Here is a 26,646-nt window from a genome sequence, read left to right on the forward strand (position 1 = left end):
CATTTTGTCGTAATTGCCAGAAAGTTCACCCGCAGGATCAATCCTTTAATGCCAGTAACTCCGACACGGTTTTAAAGGTGAAGCCCTGCGCTTTTAGACCTTGAATAATTCCCGGCACCGCTTTCATCGAGGCTTCGCGCCCCTCGTACATCACGTGCAGCAAAATAATCGAACCGGGCTTGGTATTGGCAATCGTATATTCGACGGTTTTTTCGGCATCTTTGTCGATTTCGGGAAAGGTGTTCGGCTCGACATCCCACATAATATTTTTCTTGTGACGCCTGGAAAGATAGTAAGGCAAAAGCAAAAATTTTTTGCCATATGGCGAGCGAAAATGAATGTCGCCGGCGTAACCGGATTCGCGAATCAGTTTATCGGTGTCATCGATTTCACGTTGAATAAACGACGGGGTTTTGAAAAACATGCGCTCGTGTGAATAGGAATGATTGCCGATTTCGTGTCCGGCAGCGACAATTTGTTTTGCCGATTCAGGATATTTTTCAATATCCGCGCCAATTAAAAAGAAGGTGGCTTTGACCTCATTTTCCTTGAGAATCTGCAAGATTTCATCGGTGTATTCCGGTGTCGGTCCATCATCAAAGGTGAGCGCCACAACTTTTTCATTCGTCTCGACTCGCGGCACGATTTCGCCCATCAATTGAAACGTCCGCGCTTTGCTCACCTGCCAGAAGGCATAAAAACCGATGATAAAAATGATTAAGACAATCCCCAGGCATTTAATTTTTCGCATATGCCAATAGATGCAGGAATCGCGATTCGGTTGGCTCGTTTTAACTCATGTGGTTGACTGATGCTTCGCGCATGATGCGACCGCCAACGATAGCAAATCTTATTTCACGTCTTTAGGATGAATCGCGTTGATACCTGAATACCGTGCAAAATCTTTCAGATTCAGGGTGATGATATTTTGTAATCCGTGTACCTGCATTGCCGCGACAAGCCGCGCATCATGCACTTGAACCCCGCTCACCCCATAAGCAGGTATGATCCGTCGCCATTCCTGATGAACTGCTACACTATCGGGAAGCAAACGAAAGTGCCTTTCAATGAGCCGCACTTTGCGTTCCGTCTGTTCTATAGAAAGTCCCAAACCACTTCGCGCAGAGGTCGGGCGCGTACAAACATTCCAGAATTCACCGAGAATCTGTGAGGTGTAGAAGAGACGGTCGCTTCGCAAAATCAATTTCTGTAAGGCGTCAAAAACGAGACTTCGATCAGGATCATTCCTTAATGCCAGCCTCAGAAAAATATTGGTATCGCAAAGATAGTCCATTTAATCGTGGTCGAAGTAGATGTCTTCACGCGAAAAGTTTTCCGGTAGCGGAGGCAGATGTTCTGTTCCCTCAGCCAGCGCATCCAAATCGGCTTCAAGTTCTTCCAGAGAAGAAAACCCCGCTGGCGTTGGCAAAGGCTCTACGGCGTCAAGCAACTCACGCAAAAGTTCATTCACCGTTTGTCCGTGCGCTTTGGCTTTCTCGGAAAGTTTTTCGATGAGTTCCGGCTCAATCTCTATGCTTGCGCCCATTCGTTATACCTCACGCATTTGAATTCGCCAATCATTATACTATGGCTTGCGCGCGATGCGACCGCCGACGATGGTGTAGACCACTTTGGTTTTTTCAATGTCACTGGGATTAATTTTAAAAAGGTCTTGCGAGAGCACCACGAGGTCAGCGAGTTTGCCGACTTCCAAAGTTCCCTTTTCGCGTTCGGCAAATTCTCCGTAAGCGCACGCCGTCGTATAAGCGCGAATCGCTTCTGCAACCGTAATCTTCTGTTCGGGAACCCAGCCATTGGGATTTTTGCCGTCGATGGTTTGTCGGGTGACCGCCGCGTGAATGCCTAAAATTGGCGCGAGCGGCGCAACAAACCAATCCGAACCGAAACTCAACACCGCTCCGGCATCAATGAGTGAACGAAAGGCGTAGGTCGTTTTAATGCGCTCGCGTCCGATGCGTTTTTCCGCCCAGCGTCCATCATCTGCCGCGTGATAGGGCTGCATCGAAGCGATGACCCCGAGTTTGGCAAAGCGCGGGATGTCGCTTGCCAGCAAGTGTTGCGCATGTTCAATGCGAAAGCGGCGGTCGCGTTTGCCGTTCTCTTTTTCAATCGCTTCAAAATAGTTCAAGAGCAGATTATTCGCTTTGTCGCCAATAGCATGAATCGAACATTGCAAACCCGCTTTATCGGCTTGCTTCATCGCCTCTTTCAACTTGCCTTCGGGAATATTGTCATCAACCGAAAGTCCCGCGGTATGCGGCGCATCATTGAACGGTTCAAAAAATAAAGCCGTCGTTGAACCGAGCGACCCGTCCATAAAAGCTTTGAGTCCGCCGAGCCGCAACCAGTGATCGCCCGCGCCCTGCGTTTTAATAATTTCAGCTTGTTTTTGCCAGGAACTCATCGGCGTTCGCGCATAGACGCGCACCGTCAAGCGATTGGCGGCTTTGAATTTTTTATAGATTTCATAATCGCGCCAGCCGGTGATGTCTTGAATCGAGGTGATGCCGACGCTTGCGGCGTAGTTGAGCGCCGCCTGCAAAGCCTCTTCGTATTCGGCATCGGTTTCATCGGGAATGATGCGAAAGACCAATGACATCGCATCATCTTTCAGCACACCTGTGGGTTCGCCGTTGGCGTCTTTAACGATGGTTCCGCCCGCCGGCGACCGGGTATCTTTGGTAATGCCCGCGAGTTTCAAGGCGGCGCTGTTCGCGAGTCCCATGTGCCCATCGAGGCGCGTGATGAACACCGGGTTATCAGCGGTGAATGCATCAATCCAATCTTTTTTCGGCAATTCGCCGCCCCAGCGTTCGTGATCCCAATCGCCGCCGCGAATCCAACGCCCTTTCGCCAGGTTTGCCACTTGTTTCTTAATGCGCTCGGCAAATTCCTGCGGCGTCGCGGCGTCGCGCAAATCCACTGAGAGCAGATGAAATCCGCCTTCGATAAAGTGGGTGTGGTCGTCTATAAATCCGGGAAGCGCGAGTTTGCCTTGCAGGTCAATGACGCGAGTTTGCGCCGATGCTAATTTTTTAGCATCCCGGCTGGAGCCGATAAATATGAGGCGTTCGCCGCGCGCGGCAACGGCTTCAGCCCAGACCTGTTTTTGATTGCCCGTCCAGATGCGCCCGTTGAGCAAAATCAAATCGGCGGCGACATTATGCGAAAAGGTTTCTTCGTTCATCTTGGTTTTGTCAGTTGCGCCCGTTTCGCTATTCAAAAAAAACTCTGCGCGGCGCATGGAGAAATGGTTTGCAGCAAGTAGAAGAGTTATCAAAAGGGTGATGAGCGATGCTTGAATTTTGTTCATCGTTTTTGTTTTGTGTTTAATTTTGCGCTACTTCTCAAGGTTCAGGATAGACTGTGAATCCGGCTTTCTCGGCGGCTTCTGCCAGACGAATATCAAAACAGATAAATGGTCGTTTGCGCGGTTTTTCTTTACACCAAACCAATGCAGCGGCAAGTTGAAAAGCATCCATCGCCCGCAACCCATATTTATCCGGCAAGGTTTCTGCAATCTCACGAAGCCTCTCGCCAGGGGCAATTTCCGCCCAAGATTGTCGCAAGGTTTTAAGTTGATTCAACGCATAGTGCAACTCCCGGTCAGTTAATTCTTTTTCTTGCCATAAACGGGCAAAGGCGCTGCGCGCTTCGACTGTGGCTCCCCACCAGGCGCGCATCTTCGGGTACATCCTCGCAAAGTGATGAGCCGCAAGCGTTGTGGGCTGATAGGCGCACAACGCAACTATCGCGCTGGTATCCCAAAAGGCTGCGAGATTCGTCTGCATTTTATCTTTACTCATCAGTAGCGATTTTCCTGACGGTCAGCGACGACGGCGGTAATCGCGCGTTCAAGAGAAATATTCGGAGCAGGCAAAGCAAAGAAGTCATCCCAAAATTTTTCATCCATCTCTCTTTCAGGCAATCTGATCAATCCTCCGGCTTCAAGCTCTCGCAACTCAGCTTCGCTCTCTCCCCCCATTTCTTCGGGTTGGATGATTTCTGGCGGCGCAAGTCTTGCGACTGCTTTTTTACGATGGCGAATGATGACCTCTTTGCCTTTTTGGACTTCGTTCAAGTAATGGTCTATGTTGCTTTTGAATTTTTGCAAAGTCACTTCCATTGGTTCACCTCCATACTCATCCCATCGTTTTTTTGCTCTTCAAAAGTTGTTGTGACAAAACTTTCAACTGGTCGCGGTTTTTTGCGCCTTCGATGATGATGACATCCTGGTCGCGCAATTCGATGCTCACCAGCCCTTCACGGGTTTCAAAAATGCGCAGTTGCGCAGCATCACCGGCAACCGGCTTGGCGTTATAACGGCGTTCGGTGCGTTCCAGGTAAGCCTGAAAAAATTCCTGCGCGTCGCCGACGCTGTCCCAGGCGGTGTAACCGGCAATCACGGTTTCGCCGGTCTGTTTGTTTTCATAGGTCGCATACTTGTCGCCGCCCCAGCCTTGCGCGGCGGTGCTGGCGGTGCGCTTGTTCAAATATTCAATCAGAATCAAGCGATAGCCGAATTCGCCGTTGACATCCGTATCCACCTGTTTCCAGTTTGCGCCAAGCGTCGCGGTCAAATCCGCGAGCGCAATCTTCACGGGCTTTTCATTCAAGACGAATTTATCGGGATGCATGATTTGCTCGGTCGAAGCGGGCAAGCTGCGATAGGCATCATTGAGTTTTTGCCATGAGCCGCGCTTGAGCATCGCCTGTACAAATCCCGCGCCGTAAAAGTAGGGAAACTGCAAACCCTCTTTCAAGACATTGGGCGCATTGCCAAGCACCGGGAATTTTTTATCGTCGTTGTCGCTGCCTTCCGTAAGCAGCAAATCGGTAAGCGGCGGCAGTTTCGTCACGTCAAACGGAATGCCTTTTTCGCCGAATTCATATTGATACATGACAATCGTCGCTTCGCCTTCGGCAAGCGCATGCGCCGCGGTTTCGGCATCGCTGTCGCCTTGTGGCCATTTTTCAAAACGGCGCAAATCGAAATGCTGGTCTTGCAAGGCGTGACAGAGTTCATGAGCGATGACGGTCTTTTGTTCGCCAAGCGGAATCCACGAAGCCAGATAAAAATATTGGGTTTTCGGGTCGTAATAACCAGCGACCTGTTCGGCAAGCAACGCCACCAGGTAATCGCGCAATTGGAAATCTTTGGGGATGAGTCCGAGTTTTTTCAAGGTTTTCGCGGAGCCTTCAATCTCTTCGGGGGTGTTGCTTTCATCCAAATCGCGAATCACCGATTCTTTAATCTGTTCGCGGGATTTCGCGCCGCTTTTAACGGGCTGTTTGACGGCGAGTTCGCGAAGACGGCTTACGGAATCGAGAATCTCTCTGGTAGCTTCGAGGTGATTTTCCGTCGGTTTTTTAATTGCCGCCGCGCCTTGCCACGCCGCGACCATCGAGCCTGCGGTTAACGCAAACGCGATAAGCACGGCAACGCTTGCAGTAAATAATCTTTTCATTAATGACCTTTCGGTTAAATAATCGCTGGCGATTGAATTGTCCCTTCACCCAATGGCTTTGTCAATTTTTCGGAAGTGGAAAGAAACCGCGCAGGGAAGTTTCATCGCAATGAGAACCTGGGTTGCACATTTGCAGACAGAACCGGCAGGTCAATAACCGAGGTCGCTATGAGATTCTGCGAAGCGCAGATATGCTTGTTTATCGCCAGCAATCTGATGCGAACAAGCATATCTGCGCTTCGCGAGTTCAGGGCATATAGACGAGTATAAGGCGAGGAGCCAGCGTTGAATTTCCGGTTAAAGCCGCGCCTTCGCGCGAGTAATATCGCACCTGACCATTCTGCGATTCGACCTGCTTTTTGATGAGCCATCCATTACCGGCTCCGGCGAGAATATCGGCAGTTACATTCCAAGTCACCTCGCCCGTCTGGTTATTTATATGGAGGTTGGCTGAGGCAGTTGCAGGCGCATAGGTTCCACCGTTCCAAGGCGAGGCACAGTCATCATTGTGATTATGAATGTCTGTATCTTCGGCGCAATTCCAGGTCACGCCTTCACCGCTTCCGCGAACGCTTGTGCCGCCGCCTGCCATCACATCGTTGCGCCCGTTGCCTTCCGCCCATTCGACCAGCAAGCGATGCGCATCTACCAACCGTCCATTCGCGCCCCAGTTGTCGGAATTCTCAGCGATGTTCAATACCAAAGTGGCAGACTGTAACCCAGTTGTTGGAATGTCGGACAGGTCAAATCGCACCACGGCGCGGTTATTGCCCGAACTTTGAATACGTAATCTTTCATTGGCTCCTTCATTGGTATTATCCGAACCGTTTCTTAAAAAGCTGTCGGCATCAGCGAGCAGCATTCCTGAAACCGCGACCGCAAAAGCGCAATTGGCTTGATTGCCTGTTCCATCAGTTGCAACACAGGCAACCGTTGTTACACCCAATGAAAAAGTAGCCCCGGAAGGCGGCGAACAAACAACTGATGCGACTGCACAATTGTCGGTTACATTCGGCAGGGCATAGTTCACAACCGTCGAACGCTGATTGATGGCGGCGCTGGCGGTGATGTTCGCCGGGCAGTTTATGGACGGTGGCTGGGTGTCTATTACGATCACGCTAAAGCTGCACATTGCGGTGTTGCCTGCTGAATCGGTTACGCTACAAGTGACCGTTGTCGTGCCTTTGGGAAATGCCGAACCGGAAGGGGGAATACATATCGGCGCGCCAAGGTCTGAACAATTATCCGAAACCGCAGGAAGCGCATAAGTCGTCACCGCCGAGCACTGTCCGACATCGGTTGTCTTCGTTATGTTCATCGGGCAAGTCATTATTGGCAGCGTTGTATCCAGCGACAGCGTCGCTATGTTGGAAGTCACCGGTGGCGAACATGCACCGGTGACTACAACATCATAAGCACCTGCGTTGCCATTTGAAATCGCGCTCAATGTGAGCGTAGCTGTCGTCACACCGGAGAGGTTGCTTCCATCGGTAAGATTCAAGCCATTTTTTCGCCACTGATAGGTCAAACCTGTTCCTGATGCAGTAACCGAGAAATTGACGGATGTGCCGGAACACACATTGGTTAATGAAACCGGTTGACCGCTTATCGAAGGCGCGCGATTTCTTGTGATAATGACTTCGTCGCTTGATGAGCCGCAATCGCCATTGGCAATCGTCCAGCGAAATACATTGTCGCCGTAACCGAGATTACTCATCACGGTTGTCGGATTGTGCGGTTCGTCAATGGTTCCCGAACCGCTCACCAGTGTCCACGTCCCAGTGCCAACGATTGCCGCATTAGCCGCCATGGTCGCTCCCGGCGCTTCACAAGCAATTTGGTCTGCGCCGGCATTTGCCGTTGTTGGCGTTTGATAGCGCGTGATTAACACATAATCAATCGAGACGCCGCACGAGCCGTTGCTGATGCGCCACTGGAAAAGATTTGCGCCATAGCCTAGCCCAGTCACGGTTGTCGCCGGACTGCTGGGGTCGGTTATGGTCGCCGAGCCACTGACCAATCCCCATTCACCCACACCTGCGGTTGGCGTATTGCCGGTCAGCGTTGCCGTCGAGGTTTCGCAAAAACTCTGGTCGAGACCAGCGTCTGCGGTTGTCGGCGTTTGATGGCGAATGATAGCGACGATGTCGCTGTTTGAACACAATCCATTAGTGACCGTCCAGCGAAACGCATTGCTGCTATAACTGAGATTAGTAACCAGGGTGTTGGGATTGAAGGGGTCGGCGATGATGCCTGGACCATCAACCACCGTCCACATCCCTGTGCCTACGGTTGGCGGTGTGGCAGCCAGCGTTGTTGAAGTCGCCTCGCAAAAGACCTGGTCGGGTCCGGCATTGGGAAGCGCGACCGCAGCTTGTACGGTAAAATTCTGCGACACCGAGGCTAGCGAACAACCCGATTTATTTACAGTTCCGGTGATGGTGTAATTACCGGCAGCCAGTCCCATAAGCGTTATGCTCAAATTGGCGTTTGTGCCTAAACTGGGACTCGGCGTTGTGCCACTGAGTGACCAGTTGAAAGTGGCATCGGACAGATTATCGCCGGTAACTGTCAAGTTGATGAATTGCGATTGATCTTCACAAAAATCGGGCACGCTACCGGCAATGGAAAGATTCGCCGGGCATAAGACCTCGGCAACTTTCGCAACGAAAGCATCAATCGATCCACCGCGCGCCGCTTGCACGGGATTAACCGTAGGGTAATTACCAGACAGCGTATAGCCGGTGAGGTAAACGCTGTTCGTATTATCAAGCGCAATGCCTTGCCCGACTTCGGTTGAACTGCCACCCAGAAAACTCGAATAGACCAGAGCCGACCCGGACGGATTCAATTTACTGATAAACGCATCAGGGGCACCGCCATTGGCTGCTTGAAACGGCAATACCGTCGGAAAATCAGACGAATGTGTAAAGCCAACGATATAGGCATTGTCGCTGGCGTCAAGCGCGATGTCCTCTCCTTCGTCCTGAGCGTTGCCGCCAAGATAGGTCGAATAGACGAGCGCGTTGCCGCTCGCGCTCATCATGGTGACGAAGCCATCATAAAAACCGCCGCCATAAACGGTTTGCAAGGCTCCCGCAGTGGTGACGAAATTGGCGGAAGCAGTTTGTCCGGTTACTAAGGCATTGCCGGATGCATTGACTGCGATGCCCGAACCTTGCTCTTCCAGATTGCCGCCAAGATAGGTCGAGTAGATGAGCGACGATGCGCCCGACAAATTCGTATCCAACTTCGTAACAAAAGCATCGAGAAAGGCGCTGCCAAGACTCGCTTGAAAAGCGTTGAGGGTTGGGAAGGTAGTCGATTGCGTCATCCCTGTGACATAAACTTTGCCGGATAGGTCAACGACCAAGTCCGTGCCCTGATCATAGCTGTTGCCTCCCAGATAAGTTGAGTAAGCGAGCGCCGAACCGTTTGGGTTGAGTTTGGTGACAAAACCATTGTTGTTGAAATCACCCGGATAGTTTTGCAATTGATTGACTAAAGGAAAATTGCTTGACCGCGTTTCGCCCGTCAAATAGGCATTGCCGGAGGAATCAAGCGCAACTGCCCAAGCCCGGTCATCATTGGCGCCGCCGAGATAGGTCGCATAAACGAGCGCATTACCTGTGGAATTGAGTTTCGCCACAAACCCGTCACCAAAATTTGCGCCGCCGTTGAAGACCGTTTGAAGAACCCCTGTGGTGGTCGGAAAATTGGTGGATTTGGTGTTGCCGGTGACGTAAGCTTGACCGGTTGCATCGACAGCGATATCCATGCCTTCATCGAAATTGTTGCCGCCGAGATAAGTGGAATAAATCAGTGTATCACCGGCGGGACTCAACTTAGTTACGAACGCATCAAAAGGAGCGCCGCCAGAACCTGTCTGTAACGCGCCGGATGTGATGGGGAAATTCAGCGACGCGGTTCTGCCGGTGACATAAGCGCTGCCGGATGCATCCACGGTGATGCCGTTACCAATCTCTTCTCCGTTGCCGCCTAAAAAAGTTGAATAGACCAGAGTGGGGTCGATAATCAAGGGTTGCGAATGGTCATAATCACCAACTTGAAAACCAACGCGGTTTTCAGCCATTAAAACAAACCCGCCGGCAATCTCGCGCTTCATTCCATCTACTTCCTGATAGATGAAGGGTTTGGGTTGTCGCAAGGCTCTACCGCTCACCTTCATGGTCAACTCGCCCTGCGCATTGATGCCGATTTCATTTGCGCCTTCAAAAGCCAGCATAATGGTCTGCGGATTCACGCCGGGAGCCACGATAAAATCGTATTCCAATTGTCGTTGATTGCCGTAATAAATCAGGTCTATGCCGGGATAGATGCTGGTGTAACGCACCTGCGCATAGTGAGGCACATCGGTAATCCAGGCTTGTCGGGTTTTGCCCAACAAATAATTCGATTTGCCTGGCTGTCGCGTTTCGCCGGATGCCGGAGGGTTGCGGCGCGCGCCGATGAGGGTCATTCGCAAAACTGCCGCGCCAGCGTCATTCGATTGGTCAACTGCTAATGGCGTGAGGGGGGAAGCGCGCTTGACATCTGCAAATTTCAACACTGCCGCTTGCGGACAAAGAAACAATCCGTAACCATTGCCGCGAGCCAGAAAATTTACCTGCTTATCGGTTTGACCGTGATTGGCTTCAAAGCTAAGCGGCAGGTTGCCGAAGTCTTGTACAGGCTTTGCGGTTGAAGGGTTCAGGTCGCCTGGTGGTTGAAGCGCATCAAGGCGAAGTGAATTTTTCATCCAGGCGCTTTGCCTGACCAAACCCAGGGTGACAATCAATGCCGCCGCCGCCAACGGCAATACTACAGAGCGAGTTGAAAATGATTTCATGAGACCTCCCGTCAATGGTGAATTCGATTGCTTATTTATTTAATGAAGGTTGTTGAAAAATGCTCCGCCCTTTGAAGATTTTTTGCGGATGGTCAGGCGATGAAAACCAATGTGGAGTCAGGGACTGAAGTTTGCGCGAGGCTGAAAGTAAACCTCGGTGCGAGCCGAATGGGTTTATCGTTTGCTCACGGTGAAATAATAATCCCGCGCCAGTTCCATTGAGGTTTTGTCCTTGCCAATGAGCGTTACTTTATAGGTGGTTGCGGTGAAATAGTCGGCGGCAAGTTTGAAGGCAATGGTTTTGCCCGCGCGTAACCCCGACAATTCTCGCCGTTGTTCACCTTCGGTGGTTTGAATGATGACGCGATAGTTTCCAATTGCTCCTTCACCCTCAATAGGCAGGGTGATTGAAACAAATTTCGCCTTACGTGGCAATTGTACCTGGTCTGGTGGATTTGAAGAGCGCAATGTCGGCGTCAGTACCCACGCCGCGACCACGGATGTTGCCAGTTGCAGGCGGGCAAACCGTTGCGCTTGTTCTTCGTTTATTTTTTGTTCGATGCCGAGTTGTTCTTCCAGTTGCTGGAGGCGCGCAAGCCTTTCAGAGCTTTGTAAATTCCGGTCTTGTTGCTCTGCCACTTCTTTTTCAAGGCGTGAAAGCGCGGTGCGCAACCTCTGATTATCGCTGCGCAACTCGCGGATTTGCATCAACAGAGATAGCAACCCGATGGTCAGCAAAACCGCACCGGCAAGCGCAAGATATGATATTGCCACTTGCGCTTGCCGCCCAGACTTAAAAAATAGTTGCCACCGCGAAGCCGATACCGGCGCATCTTCGGTTAAGGACTGTCGGGCAAGCGCGCGCTGCTGGTCAGTAAATTGCAGCAAGGCGCGGGCGACCGCCAGTTTGGGTTGGGCGTCGGGCAAATGGTTCAAATAATCCTCAAATGCCCGCCGGTCTGTTTCATCAAGAACACCGCGCACATATTTATCAAACAGTTCGTTTTCAACATCGAGCAGTTCGGTGAAAAAATCATCATCAGTAAAATAGCGTTCAGCTAACGTCGCGCGTTCCGCTTCCGACAATTTGTCGAGCAGATAGCTGATTAAGATATCCCGATCCGGCAATTGCTTTTTCAATCTCTTAGCCCTTCCAAAGGATTAATGATGATTTGAGAAATTTGCTCTGCCATCCGCCAGTTTATTCAAGACAACCGGCGATACAACTTTCCAGTTTTCGCCTGATACGCATCGCTGTTTTGGTCAATTTTTTTACCGGCATCCGCAAACTGTCTGCCATTATTTTTCGATTGCGCAAATCATCGCCCGGTTTCATCCCTGCATAGTATTGGATAATCAATGCGCGCTCAAACTGTGAGAGGTTTTGCAGGCAATGCTCTAAGCAAAGCTGGCGCGCTTCGGTTTGCGGGTCATCGGGAATGGGTGGGTCAGGGGTGGTTTCATCGAAAGGCGTTTCTTGGCGATTTCGGGATTCTCGTTTTTTCTCTTTGGCAACGCGAAAGGCAATGGCATAGACATAGGTTTCCGGTTTGACGTTGATGACCGTTCCTTTGGCAATCGCTTTGACCAGACGAAAGAGGGTTTCATCGACTGCATTTTCAACATCCGGACACCGTTCGGCAGCAAAAAACCGGATCAATTTCTGGCGAATGGCAATCAACCATTCTTGAGTGAGGAAGGGGATGTCCATAGCGAGATTTCAAATTGTCTGTTCACCGTTCAATCATCAGTTCACAGCCATTCGCCTTGCAGAATAAAGGCGCTCCAGAAGTAAGGGGCGCGATATTGCGAATTTTGCCTGATCGCCAGTTGCGCGCGTCGCAACGCCGCCGCCGGGCGCAAGCGTTCACTGCCCAATATGCCTTCATAAAATTTCTGCATCAATTCTGCGGTTGCGGCTTCTTCAACTTTCCATAAACTCGCCAGCACACGCGGCGCTCCGGCGTACATAAACCCGCGCGTCAGTCCAATCAACCCTTCACCTCTTACAAACTTTCCCAGAGCCGTTTCGCAGGCGCTCAGAGAAACCATTTCGATAGGCAATTTCAGATTGTAAATATCTCCGAGTCTCAGAATGCCGTTCGGAAGCGGGCGACCTTCGGGATCAACCAGCGACAGTAGAATGCCCGAAAGTTCGGGGTATTCGGTGTCTAAAAGTCCGTGCGTAGCGAAATGCACAAACCGATATTTTCCTAACTCGCCGCTCATGATCGTTTGATAATTAACCGCAAAATCAAGCGCGATTTTGCGCTCCGTTTCCGGCACCAGTTGCGCAATGGCGAGCGCCTCTTTGCGCGAAAACGGCAATCGCGCCAACGGTTCGCCGGCTTCAATCATTCTGGTGCGCGTCAGGTAATCTTTTATGACCTGATGTGCCTTTTCTTCATTGTCGGATTCCTCATCCTGACCGGGCGCAGCCTTGACCGTTGATTTTGCGGGTCGCGTGATGCGCACATCGGTCGCTTCAAACACCGGGTCGGCAAAAACCGCAATGGTTTTTACCGGGGCTTGGCGTTTTTCATTATCCTGCCTGAGCAAAGCGAGCGTTGAAGCCGATGGCAAATTGACAATTTCATGATCGATAATTAGCGGTCGGTAGCCGGTAGCCGGATGCTTAATTATCTGCAATTTATTGAGAGCCGGTTTGCTTTTGCTCTTTCGGGCACGGACTGCCGGCAGCCAGTCACCGCCTCCTGACAATTGGCTATCGCCTCGCGGAGCAGGCAAAGCCGCAAAAGGGATATATTGCAAAAAGCCATCGCTGACAATGACCAGGCGTTTATTGCCGATTAAAGAGGCGACCGGCGCAAGAATCAACCGGCTCAATTTCGCAGCCGCCAACATATAATCGCCATCGGCTCTGGTCAGGCGCTTCGCTTTTTGTACGGACGTTTCGCCGGCGACCTTTCGCGTCCGTTCAGTCAATAACCGATAAACCTGCCGCGCCGTATCTTCAATCACTGAGCGTTTCGGCAAGGCGAAAACCTTGACCGCATCCGGCGTCACCGTCCACACAAAACTTTGTTGGTCGCCCAACGCATACTCCAAAAGCAGGGTATCGGCATCAAGCAACTGCTGAATTTCCGCAGCTCCAAGCGTTTGTGCTTGGGTGATTGCCGCATAATGTGGACTCGTCGCGCGTATCTTCGCTTCGACTTCCTGATATTCCGAATTCAGCGTTTCAAGTTCGTCATTCAACTTCGCAAGTTGCTCTGGTGTGTGGTTGCCGTTGAGCAATCGCAACCGTTTATCGGTCTTGGCAGTAAGGGTCTGTTGCAAAAATCGCTCACGCTCAAGCAACCTCGCATCAACCCCTTGACGAATATCGGCGCGGGCTTCGCTGAGGAGTTCAAGCAGGCTGCGCGCCCGCGCCCGCTCGCTGACTTGCAAAGCCAACGCCTCATAACCTGCTGAGGGAGCTTGTTGGTACATCCGGATGAGCAGGTCAATATAAAACTCGAAATACTCGCGCATTGCACCAAAATAAGCGGCGCGTAGTTCAAGGATGCCAATCTTCACGCGCAGAGATTCCGTGCGCTCAAGCGCCGCTTCAATAAGCTCACGGGCTTCCATAAAATTACCGCTACCACGCTCAATATTGGCTAAACGCAGCAGCGTGTTTGCTTCTGATTTAGCGTCGCCAACTGCTTGATTGAGCGATAATGCTTGATTGCAAAAAGCCAATGCCTGCTCTTTGTCGCCGAGTAATTCATAGATATAACCGATGTTCGTAAGGATGTAGGCTTCGCCCCCGACATCTCCAGCAGTGTGCATTAATGCCAGCGCTTGTTTGTTGTAGGCTAAAGCCTCTTGCGATTTACCCTGATAGGTATAAACCCAGGCGATATTGTGAAGAACATAAGCAACGCCTTTGGAACTGCCCAACTCGCGATTGAGCGCTAACGCCTGCTCATAACAACTCAAAGCCTTTTGTGGTTCACGCAACGTCAGGTAAGGCACCCCCATGCTAATCAGCGTAAATGCCTCTCCAGCGCGATCACCGATGGCACGTGTAATTGGCAACGCCTGATTATAGTAGGTGAGCGCCTTTCGACTGTCTCCTAAAGAGTTGTATAAGACACCAATTTTAGTAAGGTAGGTGGCTTTTTCTCGGCGATCATTGGTGGTCTGAGAAAGCGCTAAGGCTTGGGCATAATAATCCAAAGCCTTCTGTTTTTCGCCCAACACATCATAAGCTGCCCCCAAACTCCCTAGAATCGCTCTTTGTACAAGGGGGTGTTTTAACCCTTTGCAAATTTGTAATGCTTGAAAATAATAATCCAGTGCCGTCTGCATTTTTCCTAAATCCGAATATAGCCATCCCACCTGCTGAAGCGCAGAGGCTTCTCCTATGAGGTCATTTGCTGCTTTGAAAAGTGTGGCTGCGATTTTAAATTTTTCTATGGCGCTTTGTAATGCTTCCGCATCGCCTTTACGGCGTAATTGATTGCCTTCCAACTCTGCCATCTGCGCTACAAGTTTCCAATGATCGCGTTCGGTTGCTTCGTGCAACTCCTCAATATTTGCCTGATACTTTCCACTCAAGGCATTTTGAGAACTTGGGCGAATCACCAACCGGCACTCACCGGAAACCTTGGTAATCATCGAAACCATTTCACGTCCCAGTGTCTGGTTGGAGGCATCGGTCTCAATTACTCTTTCCCCACTGGGAGTAAAGAGCGCGACCGTTACATCTATACCGCGTTGTTCAACGATAATTCGGACGTACTGACCAGTAAGTACAGGAATGGAATACGAATGGACTTGCGTAGCGGCAAGTTGGCGCTCGACGGGTTTGCCATACGTCAGCGCGTCAGAGCGGCTTTCATTGGGTTGTTGCCCGTAACCCGAAACGCAGAATAGACAAAGCAAAAAACCGATAAAGATCAAAACCCGTTGCCAAACCTGATGAGGGAATTGGTGATTTAGCCACTGAGCCGGTTGCCTTTGAAGATCGCGCATGAATCCTCCGTCATTTTCAGAGCCGGACGAGGCGCTGCAAAACGTGAGATTGATCAACTTGAACGCTGATGATTTGCATCAGCAAATAATTGCGTTATGAAATCCGGCAACTTTGTCCGTTGAGTTTGATTTATTGAATTCTGACGCCCAGTCTTAGGTTTTTCTAACCTGTCATCGTTTGGGTCAGCCAGATTTTGTGTTTGAATACGCCGCATATCTATCATACTTCCACCTGGCAACTCAACGGAATTCGTCTCGCCACACGCTGGCAAGTCGCCCTTGGGCGATGCTAAGATTCAAAATTCTTCAACTGTCTTTATTGAAGACTAATGAAGCAGAACATTCTGAGAGTAGGAAAAATTTATGCGCGCGCACATTGTTACCTTCGGTTGTCAGATGAATGAATACGATACCCACGCGATTCAATCGGAACTCGCCGGTATCGGTTATTCGTTTGTCGAAGACTTTCGCGATGCCGACTTAGTCCTGGTCAATACCTGCGCGGTGCGCGGCAAACCGGTTGAAAAAGCGCAAACCCTGCTTGGCGAACTGCGCAAACAAAAACATCTGCGCGGCGGAAATCTCACCATCGGACTGATGGGCTGTCTTGCGCAACTGCCGGAAGGTCAGCGCCTGGGCAAAAAGTTCAACGTTGACATTATGCTTGGACCCGGCGCGATTACCGAAATCGTTCCCGCCATCGAACGCGGCAAATTCCAATCCTTCGAGTTCAAAAGTGAATTGCAGTTTTATTCGCCGCCGCCGCCAACCGGCGCAGTCACCGCGAATCTTACGATTATGCGCGGCTGCAATCATCGTTGTACCTATTGCATCGTGCCGACGACACGCGGCGATGAAGTTTCGCGTCCGGTTGAAGACATTTTAAACGAAGCGCGTTCGCTCAAAGATGCGGGCGTCGCGGAAGTCACCTTGCTCGGGCAAAACGTCAATTCTTATGGTCTGGACATCGGCACGGGCATACGCCGCAAACGGCTTGCAGGCTTTCCGTCATTTGCCGAACTGCTGAGAATGGTCGGACACGTCGGCATTCCGCGCGTGCGCTTCGTCACGTCGCATCCGATTAATTTCGATGATGAAATTATCGAAGCCATCGCCGATACGCCTGCCGCTTGTCGTTATATTCACCTGCCCGTGCAATCGGGTTCCAATCGCGTTTTAAAACGCATGGCGCGCGAATACACGCGGGAGTTTTACCTTGAACGGGTTCACAAAATTCGTGAACTGTTGCCCGACGCGACGATTACCACAGACCTCATCGCAGGCTTTCCCGGTGAAACCGACGAAGATTTTGAAGACACGCTCGCGCTTTACCGAGAAGTCGAATACGATGCGGCTTATATGTTCATCTATTCGGAACGCGAAGGCACCCCCGCGCAAAAACATTTCGACGATATTCCCAAAGCGGTGAAGACCGCGCGCCTCGGCAAACTCGTCGAACTGCAAAAAGAGCTGTCATTCAAGCAGAATCAAAAATGGGTCGGGCGCGAAGTTGAAGTGCTGGTCAAAGGCGCTGCCGAAGAGGAAGGTTTCGTGCAAGGGCACACGCGCGGCAATCATGTGGCGATGATTGAAGGCATGCTTGACCCTGGCATTCATCAGGTGATGGTGATTCACGCCACGCCCAATCGTTTGTATTGCCGTCCAATGGGAGAAGCCGGTCAACTGCAATCCAAGGCGCGACGCCCCCTCAGTTTGCCGGTTCTGCAATCGCCGATGCTTTCTTAGTTAAAATTTCCGGGTCATCAAAATGTCGAGCAAGGTTCGCCCCCTCAATCTTGCTCGACAAAACCGCGTTACAACGCTTCCCTTCCCGTTATCTATGAAACTTTCCCCAATCACTCCTATCCGGCTTGGGAAAAATTCCCACCCATTGTCAAATTCAATCTGAAATCCTCCGCTGAGCAAGCCTGATGCATACCACGAATGGGGGACGGTATGTCACCACAGAACGCAAGATAAATATTTTGAAGCATTTTTGGTCGCCATTCCGGCATTTTTGACGGCATCATTTTTTTCAGGCACAAGGATTGCAATTATCAAGTCGCTTCACAGTATCACTATCATTTGAAATTGAGTGCCCCTACAGGCTCATTCCAAGGTCTCGAAATCATCATTAAATATCTGTCTGTTTTTTGAGGGGCGAAGGTCGTCGGGTGATTTATGTACCCGACCGGATAGAGATTCATTGTTGAGCCGCAAAGCGAACGAACCGGCTTTTATAGCCTATTGGTAATGGAACAATCATTCTTCAGGCAGCTTTTAGAAGCGCTTCCGGCAGCCGTTTTGGTGACTGATATGTATGGCAATGTGGTTTATGCCAATGACCCGTCACTTGCGGTTCTCGCCAGTTCAACCAAACTTGAGTTACCTTCCATCAAAGACGTATTGCCGGAGGTGATGCAACTCATTGCGGCTTCGGAAAATGACCCGACCGAATCACAAAGCTGTCGCTACACCCGACCCGACGGCACCTCCATCCTCATCGGATTTCGGGTAGCGCCAATCATTGATGGATTACCACTCAGCGAAGGGATGCATTATGCCGTCATTTTTCAAGATGTCACGGAGGTCGAAAAGTTACGCGATGAGCGCGACCGTTTACTGCAACTGGCTGCCGTCAGCGAAGTTCTGCCAGCGGTGCTGCACGAATTAAAAAACCCGCTGGCAGCCATTTCAACAGCGGTCGAAGTTTTAATTGAAGAGGTCAACGAGTTGAGCGTGCAGACCGAATTGCACGCGGTTTTAAGTGAAGTGCGACGCATCCGGCTGACCCTCGAAGGCATCGGCTTGGTCAGCCACAAGATGCGCAATCGCAAAAACAGCGCCATTGATTTTGCCATTAAAGAGGCGTTCAGAATTCTCGAAGCGCCGATGAAACAGAAACACCTGGTTTCGCAATGCGTGGTTCCGGCAATGCCGCTTTTGCGTTTGGACGCTTCGGCAATCCGCGCCATTGTTTTCAACCTGGTCGTCAATGCCATTTATGCTTGTAGCATCGGGGCGCAAATTACGCTTCATGCCCATTATCACGCGATGCGCTCAACGCTTGAGATTACCGTCAGCGACAGCGGCTGCGGGATGTCCGAAGCCGTCCTGCAACGTTGTCGCGAACTCTTTTTTACCACCAAACCAAACGGCAGCGGTCTGGGGCTGGCGCTTTGCGATGCGGTCATTCAAAGCGCCGGCGGTCAGTTGGAAATTCGTTCAACGAAAGGAGCAGGCACAACCGTTAAAGTTTTCTTGCCGGTTGCCAGAGGGTAAGCCGTCGTGATTTTAAATGCAAAATTATGACAGAAAAGTTTCAAAGCATCAGGAGGATGAATTGCTATGAGTAGAGTTGACGAACTCAACAGGGTGCTCAGGTCATTACAGGCGGGAACACCCGACATCGAAGCCGCTGCGGTGATTTCCGAAGACGGGCTGGTCATCGCCAGCGCCTTGCCGCAGCACATCGAAGAGGTGCGGGTCGCCGGAATGAGCGCAACCATTTTAAGTCTCGGCTCTCGCGCCGTACATGAACTGGGACGCGGCAATCTCGAACAGGTACTCGTAAGAGGCAAAGACGGTTATATCGTGCTGGGCAATGCATCGCCGGGAACCTTGCTGTTAATTCTCACCACCCGCGAAGCCAAACTGGGTCTCATCTTTCTCGATATGAACCGGGCGATTGAGAATATTAAGAAGATTCTCTAACAGGCGCTAACGGAGGATAACCAATATGCCAACGGTAAATTTATACAATGATGGAAAACATCAGAATGTTTTGCTCGAAGATTTTGGGCACGGCGAGATGGTGCAAGCCAATCAACATGTCATCATGCACGACGGCGCGGGAATGATTTTAGATCCCGGCGGGCATAAGGTTTATAACCAAGCCTTGTCGGAAACCACTGCGCTGCTTAAAGGCGGTCAACTGGAAATCATCTTTTTTTCGCATCAAGACCCGGACATTATCGCTGCCGCCAATGGCTGGTTGATGACCACAGACGCAACCGCTTATATCTCGCAGTTGTGGGTGCGTTTCGTGCCGCATTTCGGTTTAGACCGGCTGGTTATGGAAAGATTGAAACCGATTCCCGATGCCGGATTGCAATTGCATTTGAAAGGTTGCAGCTTACAGGCGATTCCGGCGCATTTTCTGCACTCGCCGGGCAATTTTCAAATCTATGACCCGATTTCCAAAATTCTATACAGCGGCGACCTCGGCGCGTCTCTGGGAATGGATTATCAAGAGGTTCCCGATTTCGATGCGCACTTGCAATACATGGAAGGATTCCATCGTCGCTATATGGCATCAAATCGCGCCATGAAAGCCTGGGCGGCGACGGTTAAAACCCTCGATATCGAACTCATCGCCCCGCAACACGGCGCTTTCTTCAAAGGAAAAGCGATGGTCAATCGCTTCATTAGCTGGTGCGAACAACTCGCTTGCGGCGTTGATTTGCTGCCTGACCATTACGCGCTTGAGTAAACGTCGGGAGGTGCGCCGGTATGTCTCTGGTCATGATTGTTGAAGATGAAGCGGTGTTGCGTTCGTCGATGGCGCGCGGCATCAGGAAGCTTGCGGGCATCGAAACTGCCGAAGCCGGGACGCTCGCTGAAGCCAGACGTCAGCTTGCCGCCTGCCCGCCGCAGTTGATTCTCTCGGATATCGATTTGCCGGATGGTTCGGGCATCGAAATTCTCAGTGAACTCGAACGCCAGGGGTCGCGCATTCCTGTGGTCTTCATCAGCGCCTATCTTGATGCCTGGATCGAGCGGATTCCCACAATTCCCGAAATTGAGGTTCACGGCAAACCGGTTGGGCTTGAAGAACTCCGCGATATTGTTACCAGACGATTGAACGCCACGGCTGAAGAAACCGGCGCCTTGCCATTTTCAGTTGCAGACTATCTGCAACTCGCCTGCCTGGGACAACACTCGGTTTTAATCGAAGTGCGGGCGACAGATGGCAGTCTGGCAACGCTTGAAATCGTCAAAGGCAATATCTGGAGCGCCAGCGATGCGCAAGGCAGCGGCATTGACGCCTTTCGCCGCATCCTGTTTGCGCCGAATCATTCTGCACATTGCCGCAGTCTGCAAAGCCATTCGCTGGAGCGAACGATTTTTGACGATTGGCAGCGGCTTTTGATGGACGCGGCAAGGCTTCATGACGAAACGGCGCATGAGCAGGAATTGCTCAAAGAAGCAACCGCTCAAGTCGATGATGTTGCTGAGGCGCTCGCTTCGGCAACTGAAAATGCATTTAATACGATTTGGGAAGAAGCCATCAGCGCCATGATTGAACGCGATTACCAACGCGCCTTAAAAGCATTTTTGCAAGCTGATGCCATCGCTCCGGGCGACCGCAAAGTGGCTGCCAATCTGGCGCGCTTGAAAGATATGGGCGTCACGCTTTCTGAGATGGAACCAACCGCAGAAGTCCATAAATAACGGAGGTCGAATATGGCAAAACGGATTTGTATCGCCAGCCCTAAAGGCGGGGTTGGCAAAACCACCATTGCGCTAAACCTGGCGGTCGCTTTAGCCGACCGCGGACGCCGCGTGCTGCTCGTCGATTTAGACCCGCAGGGCGGCATCGGACTTTCGTTAGCGCGTCAGGATGATGCGATGGCAGGGCTGGCGGATTTGATGGTTGGGCAGATTGCGCCCGCTGACGCCATTATCAAAACCCAACTTCCCACCCTTGAACTGCTCACCCGCGGGCGCTTGAACCCGGTTGATGCCTGTGAATTTGAAATGGCAATCTTCCGCTCAGGCGTGCTCGAAGGTGCTCTGCAAAAAGTTGAGCAGAACGCCGACCTGGTTTTGCTTGATACGCCTTCGGGGCTTGGATTGGTGACGCGCGCCGCGCTCACGGTTTCGGATTTTGTATTGATTCCTTTTCAAACCGAAATGCTTGCCCTGAGAGCGATTGCTCAGGCTTTGCGGGTCATTGATTATGTTCGCGAAAATGAAAATAACAAATTACAGTTTTTAGGCATCGTGCTGTCGATGGTGGAAAAGACCAAAGAGAATTCACTCGATATTCTCAGCGAAGTCTGGCGCGAATTTAACGGCGTTTTCGATACCATTGTGCCGAGGCTTGACAGCTTTGCCGTTGCCAGTCGTAAAGGACTGCCGGTCAGTTTCCTGGGCGGCAATGTGCAAAGCGAAAAGCATCGCTTCGAGATGTTCGCAGATGAAGTGGAACAGATGATACGACGACTGGTTCCCGAAGGAGTGTATGATGAACAACCGGAACGCGCCTTACTCTGATATTGAACTGGCAGGCAAGTTAAGTCAAAAACTGCTGCCCGACTCGGAGTCTACGAAATCAACAACCGCGGGGTCGATAAAATCCGCGCAATATATTCGCTTTCGCGCAAGTGATGTCAAAGACCATCAGAATGCGGTCAGTTCAACCGTTCAACCGAAAGAGCAGTTACCCTTGCGCCTGCCGCCGGATGATTTTGGCGCAAGCCGCTGGGAAACCTTTTTGTCCTGGTGCATGGAAATCACCAGTGCCGATGCCGCTTTTATTGTTGATGAACAGGGGTTCATCGTGGCAAACGAGGGAGAGTTAAGCGATGAAGAATTGACCCGAATCGCTGCGTGGTTGCCGATTGCCGCAACCTACATTCAGGAAATCAACCAAACTCCGAATCAAGCAGCAGCGCTTTGTTTTGAATACGACAACCGCTGGTTGACCAATTTGCAATTGAATATTAATGAGCAACTCGCTCTGGAACTTGCAATGATTAGCCCGGCGGTTATCCCGACAGAAATCTGTCGCGCCATTCAGTCAGCACTGGTTCAAGAATAACTGATAGCACACGAAAAAATTCGTCATTGCAACTCGCCATCCAACCTTCGCAATAAACCATCGGCGCATCCTGTATCAGACGCGCCGATGGTTCAACAACCCCAGGGATTTTACGACCGACTCAAATTTCAGAAAGAGTATTTGAGCGCCATCTGCATCCGACGCGCTGTGCTGACGGTATTGCCTCTGGCGCGACCGAACACACTGCTGGTGATGACCGCGCTGTTCGGTAAACCGAATGACGGGGTATTGGTCGCATTCTGCATTTCCAGCCGGTATTCCAGCTTGTGATTTTCGGTAATGCGGAATTTTTTGCCCAGCGCCAGATTCAAATTAAAGAAGCCCGGCGTGGTGAAATAATTTCTCCCGGTATTGCCGAATTCGCCCGCTGCCGGTATCGAAAACTGCGCCCGTTGCGCGGCGGTGAAATAGAATTCGGTTCCGACTGTCGAATCAAATAACCGCTTCGCCATATCCGGCGAACAACCGTTGCAGTTGGCAGGCGTCTGCACCACACTGCTGAAAGTATTTGAACCCGAATAAACCGTAAACGGTCTGCCGGATGTCAACACCACAGAACCGGTCATCGACCAGCCACCGATAATCTGGTCAACCACCGGATAGCTGTCGCTTGCAAAACGTCTGCCTTTGCCAAACGGCAAATCATACACGGCGCTGCCTTGAAAGGCGTGTTTGCGGTCAAAATCCGAACGCGCATAATTCAACTCGCGATTGCGAATGTCAAACGGCGTACTCGAAGCCGATTGCGCACTGCCGGTTGCGACCCGTGTGAACGCCGGGTCGAATGAGCGCGTGTCGAGCGATTTTGCCCAGGTGTAACTGAACTGGAAACTGAAGCCATTTGAGAATCGGCGCTGCGTGATAACCTCGAATGCGTGATAGGTCGAACGGTCGCCGCTATCGAGTACATTCAAGGCACCGGCAAATTGCGGAAAGGGGAAGAAGAAGTTTGCGCCAAGCCCGCTTGCCACCGGCAGCGGCACGCCGCTCGCCGTTCTTCTTGCAAGGGTTGCCGCAAGCGCCGCAACCGAATTCAAACTGAGTTCGGTCGGAAACAGGCGGCGCACAAAATCCGAACCGGTTTCATTGGCGCGACGGCTGGGGTCGGGTTGCAACAGTTGATTCATCAAACTGCTTTGCCCTCCGGCTTTGACAATTTTGAACGCCTCGACAAAACCGTTGCTGAATATCTCCGCCTGATTGATATTGTATCCGCCGAACAGATTGTCGCCTTTGCGTCCAAGATAATTTAATTCCAGAACGGTTTTCCAACCGATGTCGCGTTGAATGCTGAGTCCCCATTGCTGAGTTTTCGGAGCTTGCCAGTTCGGGTCAATGACGTGAATGCTGGCAGAAGAAAACGACGACGGTTGACGCAGTTGCACAGGGGTTATGCCCGCAGGCGGCGCAAGCGTTGGGATGCCATCAGCCAGTCGCCCGCCCGCTTGACCGAACGTGGTGTTGGTAATGCCAAGCGTCAGTCCCGGTTCACTCTGAAAAATCGTCGCTGATACGACCTGGGTATTCATGCGGTCATAGGCAATGCGATAGTTGGCGCGGATGGAGGTTTTGCCATCGCTGAAGGGGTCCCAGGCAATGCCAATCGAAGGTCCAAAATTGTTGTTGTCGTCATCGAATAAGTTGCCTTCGACCCACTTGACCGTGGTACTCGGTTGCGCGCCGACGAAAACGCCAGGGTCGGGGCGCAAAATAATGCTGCCGTTCACCGAACGCGGCGAGCGTTTAATTTCCCAACGCAAACCCAAATCAAGCGTCAGATTCGGGCGCAATTTCCACGAATCCTGCCCGTAAAAATCCCACTCATTGTAACGCGAAGCAAAAATGAACGGCGTATCGGGTGCCCCGTATGCATTATCGCTTTCGGCGACGAAGGCTTGCGAGATGCTGCCGACGCGACCGAGCAATTCGTTGATTGCCGATTGCAATCGCGGGCGGTCATTAGCGGTGTTGATGTCTGTCGGCAGGTGGAAGGTGGTCGGGTCAACGATGTTAATCGTGCGACTGAAATTGGCGGTCGCGCGAATGTTGCTTCCGGCAACCGACCCGCGCCGGTCTTCGTGTTTTTGAAACCGCAGATTGGTTCCCGCTTTGTAGGTATGCGAACCGCGCACCCACGAAAGATTGTCAACGATTTGATAGGTGGTGAGTTCGCGCAGATTGCCGAGGGTGCGATCCAACGGATGGGTTACGAGTCCGAGTACGAATATGGGATTCTGTTCGGAGTTCGGGTCGGGATTGGCAAAATCGAAAGTGAAATTATTGATGCCGAAAACCGCTTCATTGGTGATGCGGTCGGTCGGCGTCCAGCGCCAGTTGAGCGCCAGGTTTCGCGGACGGCGAACCGTATCAACAATGCGCGGCGTATCAGGGAAGCGCGCCCAGCCATCATTGACGAAATCGCCGATGGTGTCCTGGCTGCCGCGCGCCCAACGTCCAAAAACAGTGTTGTTCTGGTTAATGATATGGTCGACTTTAATCACGAAATCCTGCTGTTTTTCGCGTTGAATCGGGGTAAAGGTATAACCTGCGGTATTCAAGCCGTCGCCAACCGTGAAGTTATTTGGCAAAGGCGTGAGCGCGATGACTTTCTGAACGCTTGGGTCAAGCCCGCGTCCCGCAGGGTCATTGGCGACGATGTTGTAACTCTTCACATTGATACCGGGTAAGACATTGCCGTTGGCATCAACCGAAGCGCCGGCAACCCCCGCAGGATTGTTGACGCCACCCGCGACATAACGAAAGATGCCGTTGCGCGCCGCCTGGGTATAAACGGTGCTCGTGACATTGCGGGTTTCGCGGGTTCGCACCCATTGCATGTTGGTAAAGAAGAATGTCCGGTTATGCCCGTCATAAACTCCCGGAATCCACACGGGTCCGCCAAAACTGAACCCTGGAATGTGTTGCACGAATTGCGGCTTCACGACTTTGTCGAGATTGTTTTCATATTCGTTGGCGCGAAAACGCGGGGTTTGATAGTAGTCAAAAGCGTTGCCGTGAAATTCATTGGTGCCCGATTTCGTAACCATCGCCACCTGTGCGCCGCTGTTGCGTCCATATTCGGCGGTCGGATTGCTGGTGATGACTTTGAATTCGGTGATTGAATCGGGATTGGTTCTGAGCGGTGAAAAATTTGAGCCACCGGCGCTGGTTTCGTTGGTGTCGATGCCGTCGAGGGTGAAGTTCCAGGCGCGGTCGCGCGCCCCATGAACGTGAACTCCGCCGCCGGTGTTGGCGCCGCTCACCACCCCCGGTTGCAGGACGACGAGGTCAAGCGGATTGCGCCCGCGAACTCCGATAATCGGCAAACTGTCAACCAATCGCTGTTCGACCACGGTGCCGAAGTTACCGGATGAACTGGTCTGCACGATGTCTTGTCCGCCGCGCACTTCAACGGTTTCGGCGACTTGTCCGATTTCCAAAGCGACATTGATGGTCGTCGGTTGTCCGATGTTGACGGTATTGCCAACCGCGACGAATTTCTTGAAGCCATCTTTTTCAACCGTCAGCGTATAGTTGCCGATTTGCACGGAATCGAACAGGTAGGTGCCGGTTGAAGAACTTTCGGTGGTGAATGAAAGTTGCGTCCCTTCGTTCGTCAAGGTGACTTTAGCGCCGGCAATCGCCGCGTTGTTCTGGTCGGTAACGATACCGGTAACGCGGGATGTGGTGCCTTGCGCAAAGGCGCTAACGAAAGGGTTCAACAAGAGAACGATCAGCAGCACGGAATGTAAAATTCTCTTCATAAGTTTTGATCCTTTTTTCCATTTTAATCAGTTTAAATTTTAAAAATGCCGGTACGAGTTGTGAGGTGATGAATCATAACGAGTAGTTAAAGAGCCGGTCAATTGAAAGGATGAATCTTTTATTGAACCGATTGAAGAGCTAATGCTATAGTGATTTGTCTTTGGTAACAGACAATTTTTAACAAGGAGATAATAAAAGGATGTCCAGAGAAGAATCAGCAACCGATAAATTAACTTTCTTATTAATTGGTGCAGGAATTGGCGCGACATTGGCCTTATTATTTGCTCCGAAAAAAGGCAGCGAACTGCGAAGCGATATTGCCGATTACACGAAAAAAGGTATTGATGCCGCCGGCGAAGGCGCGCGTAAAATTGGTGAACGCGCCGGTGAGTATTATGAAACCGGTCGCTCCCGCGCGGTTGAAGCGTATGGCACCGCCCGCGAAAAAGTCGAGGAAGCTTATGAAACGACCCGCGGTAAAGTCGGCGAAGTGGTGGGCAGCGCCCGCGAAAAAATCGCTCACGGTACAGAAGCCGTATCCGAAGTTGCCACGCGCCAAAAGGATCAGCTTGCCGCAGCTATCGAAGCCGGCAAGCAGGCTTATAACGAAGAGAAGCGCAAATTCGGCGAGTCAGCCCGCGCCGCTGTGGAAAGCGACGAAGCCTAGTTTTGCATTTGCCGGTTTTTCCAATCAGAAATCCGGCAAATTGACC

The 26,646-nt window shown here is 51.4% G+C and carries 20 protein-coding genes; 8 read left to right on the forward strand and 12 right to left on the reverse strand.

What is annotated here, in order from left to right:
* Nucleotides 1–37 precede the first annotated feature (37 nt).
* From AB1757_07065 to AB1757_07115, 11 genes are all read right to left on the reverse strand, one after another.
* Nucleotides 38–751 (reverse strand): polysaccharide deacetylase family protein, encoded by a 714-nt coding sequence (locus AB1757_07065; protein MEW6126782.1) that lies wholly within the window; start codon nucleotides 749–751, stop codon nucleotides 38–40.
* 99 nt (nucleotides 752–850) lie between these two features.
* Nucleotides 851–1,294: a type II toxin-antitoxin system VapC family toxin gene (locus tag AB1757_07070; GenBank protein MEW6126783.1), complete on the reverse strand. Its 444-nt coding sequence runs from the start codon at nucleotides 1,292–1,294 to the stop codon at nucleotides 851–853.
* Nucleotides 1,295–1,546 (reverse strand): ribbon-helix-helix protein, CopG family, encoded by a 252-nt coding sequence (locus tag AB1757_07075; protein MEW6126784.1) that lies wholly within the window; start codon nucleotides 1,544–1,546, stop codon nucleotides 1,295–1,297.
* A 39-nt stretch (nucleotides 1,547–1,585) separates the two neighbouring features.
* Nucleotides 1,586–3,244, reverse strand: a complete 1,659-nt coding sequence (locus tag AB1757_07080) for an amidohydrolase (GenBank protein MEW6126785.1) — start codon at nucleotides 3,242–3,244, stop codon at nucleotides 1,586–1,588.
* A 124-nt stretch (nucleotides 3,245–3,368) separates the two neighbouring features.
* Entirely contained in the window at nucleotides 3,369–3,827 is a 459-nt protein-coding gene (locus AB1757_07085; protein ID MEW6126786.1) for a type II toxin-antitoxin system VapC family toxin, read from the reverse strand.
* Nucleotides 3,827–4,147, reverse strand: coding sequence for a hypothetical protein (locus AB1757_07090; protein ID MEW6126787.1), 321 nt, complete (start codon nucleotides 4,145–4,147; stop codon nucleotides 3,827–3,829). The genes AB1757_07085 and AB1757_07090 overlap by 1 nt, the downstream gene beginning before the upstream one ends.
* 16 nt (nucleotides 4,148–4,163) lie before the next feature.
* Nucleotides 4,164–5,489 (reverse strand): hypothetical protein, encoded by a 1,326-nt coding sequence (locus AB1757_07095; GenBank protein MEW6126788.1) that lies wholly within the window; start codon nucleotides 5,487–5,489, stop codon nucleotides 4,164–4,166.
* 247 nt (nucleotides 5,490–5,736) lie between these two features.
* Nucleotides 5,737–10,338 (reverse strand): SBBP repeat-containing protein, encoded by a 4,602-nt coding sequence (locus AB1757_07100; GenBank protein MEW6126789.1) that lies wholly within the window; start codon nucleotides 10,336–10,338, stop codon nucleotides 5,737–5,739.
* 174 nt (nucleotides 10,339–10,512) lie between these two features.
* Nucleotides 10,513–11,478 (reverse strand): hypothetical protein, encoded by a 966-nt coding sequence (locus AB1757_07105; GenBank protein MEW6126790.1) that lies wholly within the window; start codon nucleotides 11,476–11,478, stop codon nucleotides 10,513–10,515.
* A 61-nt stretch (nucleotides 11,479–11,539) separates the two neighbouring features.
* On the reverse strand, nucleotides 11,540–12,049 hold the full coding sequence (locus AB1757_07110) for a hypothetical protein (protein ID MEW6126791.1): 510 nt from the start codon (nucleotides 12,047–12,049) through the stop codon (nucleotides 11,540–11,542).
* Between the two features lie 41 nt (nucleotides 12,050–12,090).
* The gene (locus tag AB1757_07115; GenBank protein MEW6126792.1) at nucleotides 12,091–15,321 is read right to left on the reverse strand and encodes a CHAT domain-containing tetratricopeptide repeat protein; all 3,231 of its coding nucleotides are present in this window, start codon (nucleotides 15,319–15,321) and stop codon (nucleotides 12,091–12,093) included.
* Nucleotides 15,322–15,684: 363 nt separating this feature from the next.
* Between AB1757_07115 and miaB the strand changes: the two genes are divergently transcribed.
* The 7 genes from miaB to AB1757_07150 all read left to right on the forward strand — a co-directional run bounded on the left by miaB (nucleotide 15,685) and on the right by AB1757_07150 (nucleotide 22,147).
* Nucleotides 15,685–17,067: a tRNA (N6-isopentenyl adenosine(37)-C2)-methylthiotransferase MiaB gene (gene miaB / locus AB1757_07120; protein MEW6126793.1), complete on the forward strand. Its 1,383-nt coding sequence runs from the start codon at nucleotides 15,685–15,687 to the stop codon at nucleotides 17,065–17,067.
* 507 nt (nucleotides 17,068–17,574) lie between these two features.
* Nucleotides 17,575–18,603, forward strand: coding sequence for an ATP-binding protein (locus AB1757_07125; protein ID MEW6126794.1), 1,029 nt, complete (start codon nucleotides 17,575–17,577; stop codon nucleotides 18,601–18,603).
* A gap of 66 nt (nucleotides 18,604–18,669) precedes the next feature.
* The gene (locus AB1757_07130) at nucleotides 18,670–19,035 is read left to right on the forward strand and encodes a roadblock/LC7 domain-containing protein (GenBank protein MEW6126795.1); all 366 of its coding nucleotides are present in this window, start codon (nucleotides 18,670–18,672) and stop codon (nucleotides 19,033–19,035) included.
* Between the two features lie 25 nt (nucleotides 19,036–19,060).
* Entirely contained in the window at nucleotides 19,061–19,813 is a 753-nt protein-coding gene (locus AB1757_07135) for an MBL fold metallo-hydrolase (GenBank protein ID MEW6126796.1), read from the forward strand.
* Nucleotides 19,814–19,833: 20 nt separating this feature from the next.
* Entirely contained in the window at nucleotides 19,834–20,775 is a 942-nt protein-coding gene (locus tag AB1757_07140; protein MEW6126797.1) for a response regulator, read from the forward strand.
* 12 nt (nucleotides 20,776–20,787) lie between these two features.
* Nucleotides 20,788–21,600: a ParA family protein gene (locus tag AB1757_07145; protein ID MEW6126798.1), complete on the forward strand. Its 813-nt coding sequence runs from the start codon at nucleotides 20,788–20,790 to the stop codon at nucleotides 21,598–21,600.
* Nucleotides 21,569–22,147: a hypothetical protein gene (locus AB1757_07150; protein ID MEW6126799.1), complete on the forward strand. Its 579-nt coding sequence runs from the start codon at nucleotides 21,569–21,571 to the stop codon at nucleotides 22,145–22,147. Before AB1757_07145 ends, AB1757_07150 begins: the two co-directional genes overlap by 32 nt.
* Before the next feature lie 128 nt (nucleotides 22,148–22,275).
* Here AB1757_07150 and AB1757_07155 read toward each other — a convergent pair whose 3' ends face one another.
* Nucleotides 22,276–25,932 carry a TonB-dependent receptor gene (locus tag AB1757_07155; GenBank protein MEW6126800.1) on the reverse strand — a complete coding sequence of 1,219 codons (3,657 nt, stop codon included), beginning with the start codon at nucleotides 25,930–25,932 and terminating at the stop codon, nucleotides 22,276–22,278.
* Nucleotides 25,933–26,132: 200 nt separating this feature from the next.
* On the opposite strand from AB1757_07155, the gene AB1757_07160 reads away from it, so the two are divergent.
* Nucleotides 26,133–26,600, forward strand: coding sequence for a YtxH domain-containing protein (locus tag AB1757_07160; protein MEW6126801.1), 468 nt, complete (start codon nucleotides 26,133–26,135; stop codon nucleotides 26,598–26,600).
* Nucleotides 26,601–26,646 lie beyond the last annotated feature (46 nt).

Source organism: Acidobacteriota bacterium (assembly GCA_040754075.1).
Classification (GTDB): domain Bacteria; phylum Acidobacteriota; class Blastocatellia; order UBA7656; family UBA7656; genus JBFMDH01.